The following is a 13830-nucleotide window of genomic DNA, read 5'->3' as shown; positions in this document are numbered from 1 at the left end:
CGCTCGAAGTGGTTTATCTGTTGCAGGACGGGCGCGTTGTCTGGGCCATCGCCAATATGCTGCTCAACCTGGCGGGTTCGCTGGCGATGACGCTGTTGGCCTTTATGCTGGTCAGAGCGTTCTACGGCCAATAAAATCGCTGGGCTTAATGTTTTCTTAATCTGCCATGCGGATAATCCTCGCTCAGTATCTTGGGCTGAGTGAGGAAATGAATGTTTAACCTGCCAAAAACCACTACTGAATGGATTGTCACCCTGGCGTGCGTGCTGATCGTCCTGGCCTTCATCAAGCTGTACCTGTTCCCCTAACCGCTTGCCAGCCTGAAAAAATTCCAATAAAAAACCCGCTCATGGAGCGGGTTTTAACAATTTTGGCTACTGTAGCTTAGATAGCGATAACGTTAGCAGCAGATGGCCCTTTGGCACCGTTCGTGATTTCAAATTCTACACGCTGGCCTTCAGCAAGAGTTTTGAAACCATTGCTAGCGATGGCAGAGAAGTGAACGAAAACGTCCTTGCTACCATCTTCTGGAGTAATGAAACCGAAACCTTTAGATTCATTAAACCACTTAACGCTACCTTTAATCTTAGACATCAAACATACCTTTAACGTGAATGTAAGACACAGAATGTGTGTCCAATACAGTACAGCAATTAGACGGGATTTTGTCCACAACACAGATCACATAAAATCGATAAAAAGTGAAAAAGTCGGTTATTTGCCAGGTAAATTGATGTCCACGATTACCAAAGATTGCCAAGGCAGCTCAATCCGCCAAAAAACCGTTGAGTAGCCGATTAAACACGTCAGTGCCCTCTAGCAACAGCTTTTAAGGTTTCGTCCTACCGATGAAACACCGCTCCCCTGTCACTGCGCGGCATTACGCGCTATCATTAGCGCTGTTACGAACGATCTGATGAGAATGACCATGAACGGCAAGATAACGACTTTTTTTGAGGACAAAGGCTTCGGTTTTATCACCGACGAAAACGGGGAAAATCGTTATTTTCACGTGATTAAAGTGCAAAACCCAGAGCTGATTAAGAAAAACGCGCTGGTAACCTTTGAACCGACCAACAATACCAAAGGGCCATCAGCCTATGCGGTGAAGGTTCAGGCAGCAAGCAAGTACATCACTATCGCCAACGAGAGAATTAAAATCTCCAGCATCAAGTCCTTCAATACCTTCACCAAAGAAGTCCCGGTCAAGGCGGAGGTCGATAAAGAGAACACCGTGCTGTCCGTCGGGTTGCTGATGAACCGTATCCGTCCGCTGGTGGCCGAAGCACCGCAGACCGCCACGGAAAAGCTGCGTATGCTGTCAATCACTACCTTCCAGAACGCGACTCACGTCTTCTCTGAGCATGAAATCGATATCGATGAGACCGTGCAGGCGTTGAAGACCCTATAGACCTGAAAACATTCAAAGCTATTTGATGGCACCTGTGTTAGCGTGGGTTTTCACCTGACACAGGTACGCACCATGTCTGAATCCACCAGCGTTAAAGGTTACAATAACCGCACCACTCAAATTGCCTGCCCGAAGTGTGCTTATGTCACGGATCAGCAATGTTCAAAACTGCGTAAACTCAGCACCCTGATTTGCCCCAACTGCGGCACGCAATTCACGCCAAAGCAGGGTTAAGACGCTATTTGAATATCACATGGTTGAGGCCGTTGCCGCTGACCATGTTAAACGATTCGACGCAGTTACGGCCTTGGGACTTGGCGCGATAAAGCGCAATATCCGCCATATTCATCAGCTGTTCCAGTGACTTGTTCTCATTCATTGCCAGACTCGCCACGCCCACACTAATCGTGATCCGCAATGGCGCCTTGCCGTTGGGATTCAACTCGGCGCTTTCTATCCGCCTGCGCAAATGTTCCCCCAGAGCCACCGCCTGCGTCCCCAGCGCCCGCGGCAACATAATGGCAAACTCTTCGCCCCCCAGACGGCCAAATAACTGATCGTGGCGCAGCTCACGCCGCAAAATATGGGCGAATGCCGCCAGGACATGGTCACCGATAGCATGGCCGTGGGTATCATTGATCAGTTTAAAGTGATCGATATCGATTAACAGCAGCGACACCGCTTCCTTCGAGTGTTGCTTCTGTTCCAGCAATTCTCTGCCTTTGCGCGTTAAAGCACTACGCGCCAGCGCCCCGGTAAGGAAGTCGTGGTTCGCACTGTGCTCCAACCGGCGCAGCAGTTTACGGCTAACGGCAATCGAGCTGGACAAAATCAGCGGCCCCATCACCAACATGGCAATGCCCAAACGGGCGGACATCAGGCTGTCCATGACCGCCCCTCGCGCTCCCGGCGTTTCATACAACATCAGATTGGCAGAAATGCTGACAATCTCCGTCACGCCGGAGAGAAACGTCAGCAAGGTGACGGTAAATAAATGATAACGCACGGCGCACCATAGCAGTGCGGGGATAGGGAAGGCTATCGCGCCCGGTCCACCGATATACACGCTAAGCGCCAGCGAAAGCAACAACGCCAGCAAAGGTAGGCTGGAACGCCATTGCCAGCCAAACTGCAGGCGCAGCAATTGCTTTAAACGTGGCGCGGCCAGCACAACTGGCAGGATTAACAGGTTGGTAGAGAACTGTTCGCTAAACCAGGACATCCAGGCAATGAGCAGCGTATTGTTGTATTGACTGTCAGTGCGCAACACCGAAAGCGTTGCCGACAACGCGGCACCAAGCAGGCAGGCGGTAAACATATACAAAATCGCCTGGGGCTTACCCATACGCCGTTGAGACTTGGGCAGCATCGACATCACGGCATAGCCGGTGGCAATCAGCGCCATATTGCAGGCATTTAGCCAAAGTGCCAGCGGCCAGTTTTCGCCAGTGCTCAGATCGGCGGCAATCATGCCAAGGTAGGTCCCACCCCATCCCAACATCGTCGCATAGCCAGGTCTACGCAACATCAAGCCCAGCAAAATCGCATTCACCGGCCAAAATAGGGAGAGCGACCCTAACGGGCGGGTAAAAATGCCAAACAACGAAAGCAGGTAAGCCAGTAAAAAAACATTGACCAGCAGAACCGTCGCCGGCAAACGCTGTCTTTCCGCACTCATGAAATAACCTGCGAGGCAATAATAACAACACTGACTATAAGCATGCTTTCTTTCCCCAAAAAAGAAAAACGAACCACTCCGCGCCCCATTAAAATGGTCAATAAAATCAAACAAAAACCGTATCGCGTCTTATTAGTTTAATTCGCTGCTAAAAATGTAATGCCATGTTCGCCGGACTCATCCCTTTAACGAAAACGGCTGTTAACAGCATAGCCTAAGTGGTTAACGCCACCGAAATAGCAAACCAGGAGAAATTATAAGGGTATAAATTTAAGACTCTTCTTGCTTGTGGGTTATTTTCCTGCAACGCCAGCAGAAGCGCAATGAAAAAAGCCCGCAAAGAGTTGCAGGCTAGCTGGAAAGCAACGGCTAAATTGACAGTTACGGCGCAGGCCACAGGCCAGCACGGGTAGTGATAGTAAAGCAGCAAGCTTAAGCAGACCTTAGGCGTAAAAAAGCCCGGCTAGGAACCGGGCATAATGTTACGAAATGCAGTGTCAACCCAAACGGGCTAATAACCGGCTTATCATAACCCTCAATTGTGCAGAAAAAGTGGATCACATCTAGACAGATCCCCTCTTTTGCCGACCAGTGGCAACGGTGTCTAACTGTTGCTAGAAGGGCTAACGCATCGAGCCTGTCTGACACAAAAAAATCCCGCACAAGGCGGGATAAAGTCAAAGGGATGGTAATACACTACAGGACTAACACAACATCATCGGGCTGGAATAACCTTACCAGCGCGAGTGTATAGAAATGTCATGCTTGGGTAAGGATGATGCGCCAGATGTAACGCCTGATAGAAGGCACTGACAAACCTGTGCTTTTCACTCTGACAGCAGATTAATTGTAACTAATGGCAACAGGGTTTCTTGTGGGGTGAATAGCGCACCAATCGCCGCTTGCCGGAAAGATTACTGGCTAAACATTATCAACCACGGGATCCCACTCTCCCTCCGCGGTTTATAAATGAGCGTTCCCTATAAAATAATAGCCAATTTGTAATAACACGGTTTTTCTGCAGGCCCCCCCACATGTCTTATTTTGCAGGTTAGTGCTATATTTTTTTAGGTACCAACCAAACCTACTTCATGATGGGAAGTATATGAAAAAAAATCGTTTTGGCGTTGCCGCGGCCGTATTGGCTACGGGTATGTTGTTGGCGGGATGTACCTCTAAGGTTGCAGAAACTACGCAATATTCTGGATTCTTGCAAGACTATAGCAAACTGCAAAAAACTGAAACCGCCAGCGGGCATCAGGTTTTGCGTTGGGTCGCTCCCGGTTTTAAAGAGTCTAACTATCGTGGCATCTATATTACCCCGCTGGTCTTCTACCCACCGGCAAAACCTACTGCCCGGGTGAGTCAGCAAACTCTGGATAAAATCAGAGAATACGCCAGCACCTCGATAAGAAATGCTGTTGCGGAGCGTACAACGCTGTTGCCTACCCCAGCAGGCTCACGCGTACTGGTCGCCAAAGTTGCCATTACTGCGGTAACGGCTGAAAATGAAGGTGTGCAATTCTACGAAGTTGTTCCTATTGGCGCAGTGATCGCCACCACTATGGCCGCCAGCGGACACCGAACGCAAGACACCGCGTTATTCATGGAAATCAAACTGATCGATCAAGATACCGGTAAAACGGTGGTGGCCGTAGTCCGTAAAGGCTTAGGTAAAACGGTTAGCAATCAGAATGCCCCAATCACCTTGGCCGACGTGAAGAAAGCCATCGATGATATGGTGACGGATATTGTGAACTTCCCAACACAATAATTAGTGCTGCAAAAGAGGGGGAATCGTTTTCCCCCTCTTTTCCCCCGTTTAATTTGTGAGTGCCATCACATCACTACCCTGCCAATAATCAAGCTGGGACAAATGTCCCGACCCATATTCTACTATTAGAGCCAGCTTCCAGTTTTACACCCTTTTTGATGTTGCCGTCGGACCGGCGTCCTGTCCTTACTAGCCAAGGAACTTTATAGTTAACGCTATGCTGAACGACAAAAAAAACAGTGAATGGTTAAGCGTTGTCGAGTTGGTTACCGGTGATGCCATACTTTACGACCTGCTGAAATATTGCCCCTTGGCTATTTTACGCCGCTGGCAGTTGCAACAAGTCAAATCAGGCACGCTGATATGCCAACAGCATGAAATTTGTCATGAATTTCACCTGATAGCGCTGGGTAACGTGGACGTATTTATTCACGCCGACGATGGGCGTAAATATTTACAGGCGCGCTACCACGCCGGAGATATGCTGGGTGAGCTCGAGATCTTTGAGCAACGCCCGTATATCTGCTCGGTAGAAGCGACCAGTGAGGTGACGTTACTGACGCTTTCACGCAGCGATTTTTGCCATTGGTTGACGGTCGACAATTACTTCAACCAGAAAATCATTCAGTCGTTCAGCAGCCAGTACTATCAGCTGTCGAAAAAAGCGGGTGAAGACAGTCTCTATTCATTGCACCAGCGCGTCTGTCACGCGCTGTGGCAAAGCTACCAACACCAGGGAGCCAAAAATGAAGGAGAAATTACCATTAATAAACAACAGCTCAGCGAACAGTTTGCCGTGGCCCCACGCAGTATCAACCGCATCCTGTTTGAACTGCGCGAGCAGCAGATTATTACGGTCAACGGTGAACGCATTACGGTGATCGACCCAGTGCGGTTACACCAACAGGCCGGGTTTTAATTTCTGGCCTTAGCGCCAACCAGTATAAAACGCAGGTAAGTTCCATGACTCAACTACAACCGCATATCCGGCTTAGCCGGCAGATGACACACGCCCATTACGCGCTGTTACCGGGCGATCCGCAACGCGTCGAACACGTTGCCCGCTTTCTGGATCAGGTGGAGGATTTTGGCCAAAATCGCGAATACCGGGCGCTACGGGGTTGGTTTCGTGGCGTAGAAGTCCTGGTGATTTCTACCGGCATGGGTGGCCCTTCTACCGCCATCGCCGCCGAAGAGCTACATCAGATCGGCGTAGACTGCCTGGTGCGCATTGGCAGCTGCGGCGCGATGCAAACTGCGATGAAGCTGGGCGATCTGGTGATCGCCAGCGCGGCGGTGCGCGATGAAGGTACCGGCAACGCCTATATTCCTGCAGCCTACCCGGCCAGTGCCGACTGCGGCCTGGTTTATCTGCTGCGCCAGCAGGCACACAAGCTGGGATACAGCACGCACTGCGGCTATATCCGTAGCCATGACAGTTTCTACACCGACCGCGAGCAGGAGATCACCGATTTTTGGTCGGCCAAAGGCATTCTCGCCGCCGATATGGAAACCGCCCCGCTGATGGTCATTGGCGCACTGCGTAATATGCGCATTGCTTCTATCCTGAACGTAGTGGTGGAACACCAGGGCTGCCTGGAACAAAGCATCAACGACTATCAACAGCAGGAGCATTCCTGCCAACGTGGTGAGGAACGCGAAATCGTGCTCGCGCTCGAAACGCTATATCAGGATCATCTTGAGAGGACGCAATAATGGATTTTTTCAGCATCAATAACGTCATGGTTAATATTCCTCTGGGCGAAGGTGGCTATGCGCTGTCATGGATCGAAGCCATAGGGACGGTGTTTGGCCTGCTGTGCATCTGGTTTGCCAGCAAAGAGAAGATTATCAACTACCTGTTTGGTTTGATTAACGTCACGCTGTTTGCCGCTATCTTCTTCCAGATCCAACTGTACGCCAGCCTGCTGTTACAGGTGTTTTTCTTCGTCGCCAACCTGTACGGCTGGTATGCCTGGAGCCGTCAGAACGAAAATAATGAAGCCGCACTGAAAATTCGCTGGTTACCACGGCAAAAGGCTCTCACGCTGCTGGTAGTTTGCGTAGTAGCCATCGGCCTGATGTCGCTGTTTATCGATCCGGTCTTCGCCGTGCTGACGCGCATTGCCATCGGCATTATGCAGGGCATGGGGCTTTCGGTGGTGATGCCTGAACTGCAGCCAGACGCCTTCCCACTGTGGGATTCCACCATGCTGGTGCTGTCAATCGCCGCTATGGTGTTGATGACACGCAAATACGTCGAGAACTGGCTGCTGTGGGTACTGATCGACGTGATCAGCGTAGTGATTTACGCCATCCAGGGGGTTTATGCCATGTCGTTGGAATACATTTTACTGACGGTGATTGCGCTGATGGGTTCGTTTGCCTGGATCAACAGTGCGCGCCAAAATGGCTCAAAGCCGTTGGAACCAGAGACAGCACTCAAGCCAATGCCTTGAAAATGGCGGGCATCCCCCCCATGTAACCTGTATTGTCTGCCATTTCGGTAGGTCTAGCGAAAGGAAATGAATATGTTAGAGAATTATTTTGGCTCTGGGATCGCTCCAACTGAAGAGCAAAAACGCAGATTACTGGCGGTGCAGGCAGCACTGGAACTGTTAAAGGCAACGCTGTCTGACACCAACGACGGCAACGGGGTCGAATACCAGCTGAAAACGGCAGAAAAGCACGTCAGCTCTCTGGCAGATGCCATCCAGGCTGCCGTAGAGAAGAAGTAACGTCCTTGCCTTGCCGAAACCCCTGCACAATCCGCGTTGTGCAGGGGTTTTTATTGGCGGCTTTCCTCAAGAATAAACCGCTTACCTCCCCCGCTGTTTTTATCCGTAGTTTATATTTGTGCCAGCACTCACATATTTAACCAGGGAATTTTTGATTCCCATTCACAACATATCCCTTCGTCCTATAGTGTAAAAATAAATCACCAAGGGGGCGATAACTAAAAAAATCAAACTTGGATTTCCTTATCAGCATTAAATCATGTGCGGCGTAGGTTGCTCATTGGATCGCTATTTTCAGTTTATTATTAAACAAATTTAATTCATTACCTTCGGCACAAGTCGTTAGAGAGATTAATGCACCCAGCTCAACTCATTATGTTTTTAAGTGAGTCGCTTTAGGTCGCCTCAAATTTATAAAAAACAACAAGAAAAATGACTTACCTTACACAGGAACATTAAAAATGAAAACAATACCTCTGGCATTACTCTTTCCTGCCCTGCTCGCCACCAGCGCTGCCGAGGCGGTAACGGTATATAAAAGTAAAGGAACTCAACTCGATATTTATGGCCGGATCGAGGCACAAACCGGCAATGAATGGACAGATGAACACACCAATGCCACCAACCTGACCGGCCGTCTGGGCTTTGAAGCTAAACAAAAGCTCGATGAGCAATTCGGCCTGTTTGGCAAGTTGGAATGGCAGGTTAACACGCAAAAAAACGACACCGAGGTCGCCGAAGATAACTGGGATATTCGTTACGGCTATATCGGGATCGACGGTAAAGATCTGGGGAAATTGATGGTTGGCCGTACGCGCAACCCGATGTACCAGTGGATGGGCATCACCGATCGTTACATGAACTACACGGCTAACGTTTACTCCAACTGGGTTGGCACGCGTATCGACTCCTCCTATCAATGGAACCGTCAGGACGGCACATTACAATATGAATATACGAATGGCGGGCTGGACGTTCGCACCGCCTACGTGATGGGTAACGGTGCAAGCGACAGCACCGTTGACGATGGTTATATGGCCAGCCTCGGCTACGCTTTTGAATTCCCGGTGATGGGTACGCCACTAAAAATCAAACCGGTGATTGCCTGGCAGAAAATGACCAAAAATCCCAAAGATACCAGCCTAAGCGGCAACTACACCGATTACACCCAAAAAGGGGCTGGCATACGCCTCAACTACGACAAGGCTTATCTTGGTATCAACGTCGGCCGACAAACCTACGAGCAAACCGGCAAGCCAGACAAAGATTATGATGCCTTTGACTCGCTGGCCGAATACTGGTTTACCAGCAAAATCGCGTTACGTGGCGGCTACTCTCAGTTGATCGAGTCTGAGAATGATTACGCCCACCGCAAACAGTGGATCTCTGAACTGGAATATCGCCTGAAAAAAGATGTACATCTTTCTGCCACCTATATTTATGACGATCGGGAAAGCTACGATTCGGCAGAAAATCTCTGGGTACTTGGGTTACGTTACGAATTTTAATCACTGAACAAGGATGAAAATCATGAACAGCAAACTCAGTTTATTCGCCGTGTTAGCGTTGAGTGCCAGCCTCAGCCATGCGGCCACCCTGCCAAAAGAGAGCGGTAGTTTCGATTTCACCGTGCCACAAACCGGTAAGAAGATGGAGGTCTTCAGCTACCAGCCTCCCGGAGCCAATGCCAACACCCCTGTGGTGTTTGTCCTGACCGGGCTGAACCGTAACGCCGATGAGTACCGCGACTCATGGGTAGAGAATGCCAAGAAAAACAAACTTATCGTCATCGCTCCTCTGTTCTCCGAAGCCGATTATCCCGGCAACGACGGCTATAACCTGGGGAATATCGAGAATGCCAAAACCCACCAGGTCAACCCTAAAGGGGAATGGGCCTTCACGGTCATTGACGATCTGTTTGCCGATATGCAAAAACAGGGGATCACCAAACAACAAGACTATTATTTATTTGGTAACAGCGCTGGCTGCCAGTTTGTCCACCGGATGCTGACCTTTGTCCCTGAGGCCAATGTCAAAGCCGCCATTTGTGCGGCAGCTGGATGGTGGACCATGCCAGATGTGGAAAACCCTTGGCCCTATGGCCTGGACAATGCACCAGTGAAAGTGACACAAAAACAGCTGGCCGACTATTTTGCCAAACCCGTGCTGATCACCGTCGGTGAAAAAGATAACGATCCGTATCACCCCTTGCTGCGCCGCTCTTATGAAGCCATGGCTCAGGGGGATAGCCGGTTCACCCGTGCACAAAGCTATTTCCTGACGGCACAGCAGAAAGCCAAACGCTATAAGGTCGACTTCAACTGGCGCTTTACTACCTTACCCGGCGTAGGGCATAGCGGCTCGAAGATGTCCGCCTACGGCGCCGAGCAATTTGCCTGGTTTGAACAGCATGGCGAGTTCAAGGTACAACCGTAACTTGAGGAGAACGCGCTACTGCTAAAGCAAGCGGTAGCGCGGGTCAGAAGGGAATGAGAGATGACACACACTTCTGACAAGGGAATTTTTGATTCCCCTTTTTTCTCCCTTGGGTTTTGTTATTAATAAAGGAAGAAATTACGTAGAGGGGAAAACTGACATGAACAGAGCGGAATTCACTCAACGTATTGCTGGCATTGATAATCTGACCGAAACGGATCGGCGAATCATCGACTATTTTGACAAACACTTTGAGTCCATTCCCTACAGCAAAGTGATTGATGTTTGCAATGAAATCAACATCGCCAAGTCAACCTTGGGGCGATTTATGATGAAGCTCGGCTTCACCGGCTTTCGCGACTTCAAAGAGTCCACCATCGAGCCTGAGCAGCGCAGAAACATCTCCCCCATAGAACGCTTCGACAACAGCAAAAACAGAAAGAACGGCATCGAATTCATTGAAAAACACTGCAGTGAGATCACCGATAATATCAACAATACGTTGAAAAACATCAATCGCCAGCATTTGGAAAAAACCATCGCGCTGATCTGCGATCCGGAAAAAAGGCTGTATGTGATTGGCAGCGCAACGGCACATGCCTTGGCCGAGTATTTTTACCTGCTTGGCCGCTATATCAAAAAAGACATCGTGCTGCTGGATGCCAACATTGCCAATTTACCGCATAAGTTAATCGACTCGAGAAAAGGCGATGTGCTACTAGCGATTTCTTATTATCGTTTTTCCAGCGTGACGACAAGGTTGATAAAATGGTTTTATCAAAATCGTGGCGATACCATCGTCATCACCGATAATGCCGTCAATCCGTTCAGCCACTTTGCCACGGCGATGTTGCTGATGGAGAGCCAGCATAGCGGGCTGTTCAGCAGCCGCAGCGCTGGCTTCGTATTAATCGAGGCGCTGGTTAATTATATGGGCGAAGTGAAAAGCAACGAATTAAACGAGAACTTCAACGTCATGGAGTCGTTATTCGAGGCATTTAACGTTTTCAATAAATAACACCAACACCAGGCAGTATGAATATTCACCAACCATCTTTATAGCCCTGTTGCTTTAGGGCTAAGCATTGATTCACCAGAATGCCATGTAGCAATCCATCTCTGGCGTTTATTTAATGAAAAGAGGCTATATCATGAGCAGTGAAAACAGCGCAATCCCTGTTTGCCCTGAGCAGCAAATTCTACGTACCTCACAGGGGAATTTATCTTTCCGCGCCTGCGGTGAGGGCGAAACCCTGATCTTTTTACACGGTATTCTGGGCAGCTCAAAAGCCTGGCCATTCCAGTTTGCCGCCTTTTCTCCCCGCTACCGCGTCATGGCCTGGGATGCACCGGGTTATGCCGACTCCGCGCTGGTTCCGGCCGAGATCGACGCTTTTGTGCTGATGCTGCATGAGTGGGTGCAACATTGCGGGGCAGAGAAAGTCTCCCTCGTCGGGCATTCAATGGGCGGCACCGTTGCCAGCCGCTACGCCGCCCGCTATCCAGAGCGGGTAAAAAATCTGGTGTTGTCCTGCACTCATCCCGGCTATGGCGCGCCAGAGTCGGCCCCAAGCTCGGAAAAACTGGAAAAGCGGCTACAAGAGCTCGCCGAAATCGGCCGCGAAGCCTACGGCAGAAACCGCGCTCGAGATCTGCTGCCCTTCCCGGATGTGCCCGCAGCGGTGCTGGACTATGCGGCAGAAATTGCGGCAGGCACCAACCTGGAAGGCCTGAGGCGTGCCACTCGCATGTTGCAGCTAGCCGACAACCGCCCGCTACTGCCCCAGCTCAAGATGCCGACGCTGATCCTTACCGGTGAAAAAGACGCCGTGGTGCAACCACAACTCAAAGCCGATCTGCTGGCGCTGGTGCCCTACACCCAACATATCGAGATGCCTGGTATGGGCCATGCGCCTTATTTCCACGCTCCAGATTATTACAACACGCTATTGCATGAGTTTTTTGCCAAACACTCATAAGGGGACATGATGACTGGATTTATCATCGGGATGATCGTTACCGTATTGGCGGCCTGGTTTATTATCAAAAACTACCAGCCGCAAACCGTGTTACTGCTGGCGGGGCTGAGCCTGCTGCTGATCACGGCGGTGTTGTTTCCTGAGCAATCGATATTGTACGGCAAGGCCAAATCCATCGGCTGGGTTGGCGGGGATATTTTCGCGTTCGTGAAAGAGTCTTTGACCACCCAGGTGGCGGGCATCGGTTTGATCATTATGGCGGCGGGCGGTTTTGCCGATTATATGGATCACATCAAAGCGTCGAACTCGATGGTAAATCTGTGCATCAAACCCTTGCAGATGATCAAGGCTCCTTACCTGATCCTGGCGATCGGCTACATATTATCCCAGTTGCTGCACGTGGCGATTTCCAGCGCGGCCGGTCTGGCGATGCTGCTGTTGGTCACCTTCTTCCCGGTATTGGTGCGGCTTGGTGTCAGTAAAGCCGCTGCCGCCTCGATGATCGGCATGTCGGCGTTTATGGATCTCGGCCCGGCAGTAGGCACCGCCAACCTGGCAGCCAAACATGCCGGAATGGAAACCGCAATCTACTTTGCCCACTACCAACTGCCAGTTGCCACTGGCGTGATGCTGGCGGTAGCGGTACTGATCTTCTTCACCGCACGCTACTTTGACGCCAAAGACGGGCATATCGTCACCCAACAGCAAGTGGAACAACCCACCAGCGAAGACACGGCCAAGGTACCGGCATTCTACGCTTTCCTGCCGGTGTTCCCGGTGATACTGGTGATCGTCTTCAGCCCGCTGGTGATCAGCAGCATCAAGATTGACGTGGTGACGGCGATGATTATCGGCACCCTGTTGGCATTTTTCTGCGAGTTGCTGGTACGCAGAGATTTCAAAACCGCCTGCAAGGGCATCCAGGTGTTCTTCAAAGGCATGGGAACCATGTTTACCAGCATCGTTTCCTTGCTGGTGTGTGCCGACGTTTTCGCCCAGGGTTTGCAGATCATCGGAGCCGTTGATTTCATTATCCACACCGTTCAGGCCGCGGGCTTTGGTTTTGGCAATATGACAATAGTGATGGCCCTGCTGGTCTGCGTAACTGCGGCGCTGACTGGCTCCGGCGTGGCTGCGTTCTTCTCCTTCTCCGGGCTGGCTCCAGGTATTGCCGCCAAGTTTGGCGAAAGTGCCGTCAGCATGATCCTGCCAATGCAACTGATGGCCGGTATGGGAAGATCGATTTCCCCGGTGGCCGGGGTGATCATTGCCGTCAGCAAGGCCGGTGAATGCTCGCCGTTTATGATTGTCCGCCGTACGCTGATCCCCGCTGCGGGTGGGATGATCACCATGCTGGTACTCAACGGGATCTTGAATTAACGCCTTTTAAACTCAGGGCAGGGAAATCTCTGCCCTATCATTCAACCCTCGCCAACGGTCTATTATTTAACCAAATACCTGGTCTTTTCTGAAATGTTTCACCGCCTCTATATCGCCTGCTTTTCCCACTGTACACTGCCTGAAAATCGCCCTTAATCTGGGCAGGGACGCCGTCTTATCGGCTGTTATTCGGCTATCGAGATTTCCCCTCACCCTAACCCTCTCCCAAAGGGCGAGGGGACTGAATGTGCTACTGATTAACTTCTGTGTTTGACCGCGGCAGCAAATCAGCTCCCTCTCCTTCGGAGCTGTCTCTTATACACAAATCCCCGGCACTTTTGCCGGGGATTTTTTGAACCTTTTTCCCGTCTGTTGATCTCTCTTTATATTCTCCTCTTCCATGGTTTTTAGTATGGTACTTTCTGATTGTTTTT

At 50.5% G+C, this 13830-nt stretch carries 15 protein-coding genes and 1 pseudogene; 13 read left to right on the top strand and 3 right to left on the bottom strand.

Annotated elements, in window-relative coordinates:
- Positions 1 to 134, top strand: a pseudogene (locus ACLQ7H_RS03765) (fluoride efflux transporter CrcB); the annotation flags it as partial.
- A gap of 250 nt (positions 135 to 384) precedes the next feature.
- Here the strand turns inward: ACLQ7H_RS03765 and cspE are convergent.
- Positions 385 to 594: a transcription antiterminator/RNA stability regulator CspE gene (gene cspE / locus ACLQ7H_RS03760; protein ID WP_002210315.1), complete on the bottom strand. Its 210-nt coding sequence runs from the start codon at positions 592 to 594 to the stop codon at positions 385 to 387.
- 334 nt (positions 595 to 928) lie between these two features.
- On the opposite strand from cspE, the gene ACLQ7H_RS03755 reads away from it, so the two are divergent.
- Positions 929 to 1411, top strand: a complete 483-nt coding sequence (locus ACLQ7H_RS03755) for a cold-shock protein (protein WP_411751512.1) — start codon at positions 929 to 931, stop codon at positions 1409 to 1411.
- Positions 1412 to 1483: 72 nt separating this feature from the next.
- Complete coding sequence (locus tag ACLQ7H_RS03750) at positions 1484 to 1645, top strand: YnfU family zinc-binding protein (protein ID WP_411751511.1); 162 nt, start codon at positions 1484 to 1486, stop codon at positions 1643 to 1645.
- 4 nt (positions 1646 to 1649) lie between these two features.
- Here the strand turns inward: ACLQ7H_RS03750 and ACLQ7H_RS03745 are convergent, their stop codons facing one another.
- Positions 1650 to 3089, bottom strand: a complete 1440-nt coding sequence (locus ACLQ7H_RS03745) for a diguanylate cyclase (RefSeq protein ID WP_411751510.1) — start codon at positions 3087 to 3089, stop codon at positions 1650 to 1652.
- A gap of 1105 nt (positions 3090 to 4194) precedes the next feature.
- Between ACLQ7H_RS03745 and ACLQ7H_RS03740 the strand changes: the two genes are divergently transcribed.
- The 10 genes from ACLQ7H_RS03740 to dcuC all read left to right on the top strand — a co-directional run bounded on the left by ACLQ7H_RS03740 (position 4195) and on the right by dcuC (position 13396).
- The gene (locus tag ACLQ7H_RS03740) at positions 4195 to 4863 is read left to right on the top strand and encodes a DUF3313 domain-containing protein (protein ID WP_411751509.1); all 669 of its coding nucleotides are present in this window, start codon (positions 4195 to 4197) and stop codon (positions 4861 to 4863) included.
- 217 nt (positions 4864 to 5080) lie between these two features.
- On the top strand, positions 5081 to 5782 hold the full coding sequence (locus ACLQ7H_RS03735) for a Crp/Fnr family transcriptional regulator (RefSeq protein WP_411751508.1): 702 nt from the start codon (positions 5081 to 5083) through the stop codon (positions 5780 to 5782).
- A 44-nt stretch (positions 5783 to 5826) separates the two neighbouring features.
- Positions 5827 to 6579 carry a nucleoside phosphorylase gene (locus tag ACLQ7H_RS03730; RefSeq protein ID WP_411751507.1) on the top strand — a complete coding sequence of 251 codons (753 nt, stop codon included), beginning with the start codon at positions 5827 to 5829 and terminating at the stop codon, positions 6577 to 6579.
- A complete protein-coding gene (pnuC, locus tag ACLQ7H_RS03725) occupies positions 6579 to 7322 on the top strand; it encodes a nicotinamide riboside transporter PnuC (protein WP_411751506.1) in 744 nt (247 codons plus the stop codon). Before ACLQ7H_RS03730 ends, pnuC begins: the two co-directional genes overlap by 1 nt.
- 72 nt (positions 7323 to 7394) lie before the next feature.
- On the top strand, positions 7395 to 7601 hold the full coding sequence (locus ACLQ7H_RS03720; protein ID WP_021180021.1) for a hypothetical protein: 207 nt from the start codon (positions 7395 to 7397) through the stop codon (positions 7599 to 7601).
- Between the two features lie 461 nt (positions 7602 to 8062).
- Complete coding sequence (locus ACLQ7H_RS03715; RefSeq protein ID WP_411751505.1) at positions 8063 to 9109, top strand: porin; 1047 nt, start codon at positions 8063 to 8065, stop codon at positions 9107 to 9109.
- A gap of 22 nt (positions 9110 to 9131) precedes the next feature.
- Positions 9132 to 10037 carry a hypothetical protein gene (locus ACLQ7H_RS03710; RefSeq protein WP_411751504.1) on the top strand — a complete coding sequence of 302 codons (906 nt, stop codon included), beginning with the start codon at positions 9132 to 9134 and terminating at the stop codon, positions 10035 to 10037.
- A 160-nt stretch (positions 10038 to 10197) separates the two neighbouring features.
- Entirely contained in the window at positions 10198 to 11055 is an 858-nt protein-coding gene (locus ACLQ7H_RS03705; RefSeq protein WP_411751503.1) for a MurR/RpiR family transcriptional regulator, read from the top strand.
- A gap of 133 nt (positions 11056 to 11188) precedes the next feature.
- Complete coding sequence (locus ACLQ7H_RS03700) at positions 11189 to 12016, top strand: alpha/beta fold hydrolase (protein WP_411751502.1); 828 nt, start codon at positions 11189 to 11191, stop codon at positions 12014 to 12016.
- A gap of 9 nt (positions 12017 to 12025) precedes the next feature.
- Positions 12026 to 13396, top strand: coding sequence for a C4-dicarboxylate transporter DcuC (gene dcuC / locus ACLQ7H_RS03695; RefSeq protein WP_411751513.1), 1371 nt, complete (start codon positions 12026 to 12028; stop codon positions 13394 to 13396).
- Positions 13397 to 13646: 250 nt separating this feature from the next.
- On the opposite strand, the gene ACLQ7H_RS03690 is transcribed toward dcuC, so the two are convergent.
- The coding region (locus tag ACLQ7H_RS03690; protein ID WP_411751501.1) for a hypothetical protein at positions 13647 to 13830 on the bottom strand (184 nt) is incomplete at its 5' end.

Origin of the sequence: Serratia sp. (in: enterobacteria), assembly GCF_046715635.1 — a bacterium.
Taxonomy (GTDB): domain Bacteria; phylum Pseudomonadota; class Gammaproteobacteria; order Enterobacterales; family Enterobacteriaceae; genus Chania.
The sequence above is the reverse complement of the archived record's forward strand: the minus strand, read 5'-3'. Positions and strand labels throughout refer to the sequence as shown.